This window comes from Bradyrhizobium sp. NAS96.2, from assembly GCF_001908235.1.
Classification (GTDB): Bacteria; Pseudomonadota; Alphaproteobacteria; order Rhizobiales; family Xanthobacteraceae; genus Bradyrhizobium.
Genome location: NZ_LGHK01000425.1, coordinates 1 through 874, shown reverse-complemented (window position 1 = coordinate 874; position 874 = coordinate 1). Strand labels below are relative to the sequence as shown.

Below are 874 nucleotides of genomic sequence, written 5' to 3'. Positions count from 1 at the left end.
GCGCACGAGGTTTTCGGCGGGTTATGCTAGAGCAGATTCCGATCACGCTGAACCATATCCCGCGGCCTGGAAGTAGTTTGAGCATTCTTGCGGTGTGAAGGTGTGGAAGGCGTCTGCGATCGCTGTTTCCAAGGTCTCGATAGTTCTGGCGGCGGCCTTGCGCAGCCGCGATTTGAACTTGGCGAAGGCGTTTTCGATCGGATTGAAGTCGGGCGAATAGGGTGGCAGCAGAATAAGGTTTGCGCCGCATGCCTGGATGGCGGCGCGGACGGCCGCACCCTTGTGCGCCGGCAGATTGTCCATCACCACGATGTCGCCGGGATCGAGTGTCGGCGCCAGAACCTGCTCGACATAGGCGCGGAAGGCGACGGCGTTCATCGGTCCGTCGAGCGTCATCGGCGCGGTCAAGGCGGTGCGGCGCAGGGCTGCGGTAAAGGTCGTGGTTAGCCAATGACCGTGCGGGATCGGGGCACGGCAGCGGCTGCCGCGCCTGGAGCGACCGTAAAGTCGGGCCATCTTGGTGGAAGCCCCGGTCTCGTCGATAAAGACCAACTTGTCCGGATCCAGGCTCGGTGCCAGCTCACGCCAAGCCTCGCGGGCGGCTGCGACGTCGGGCCTGTCCTGCTCGGCTGCGTGCGCGGTTTTTTTTGAAGCTGATGGCATGACGGTCGAGAAAGCGCCAAACCGAGCTCGGCGCAAACGAATCTCCCGTCTTGGCTTCGAGCATTTCTGCGACCTCGACCAGGGTCATGTCCGGCTTAGCTTTGATCGCGCCCAGGATCATCTCGCGGTACGCCTCAATGCGATGCGAGCGCTGATCGCCACCCTGTGGCTTGGCGCTGGACGCTCCGCTCTGGCGCCATTGGCTCACAAA

At 62.7% G+C, this 874-nt stretch carries 1 protein-coding gene and 1 pseudogene; both read right to left on the bottom strand.

Annotated features, from left to right (window positions below; all coding sequences use genetic code 11):
• Positions 1-42: 42 nt before the first annotated feature.
• On the bottom strand, positions 43-663 hold the full coding sequence (locus AC628_RS41725; RefSeq protein WP_074132576.1) for an IS630 family transposase: 621 nt from the start codon (positions 661-663) through the stop codon (positions 43-45).
• Positions 581-874 (bottom strand): annotated as a pseudogene (locus AC628_RS46295) (hypothetical protein); the annotation flags it as partial. The gene AC628_RS41725 and the pseudogene AC628_RS46295, both read right to left, overlap by 83 nt.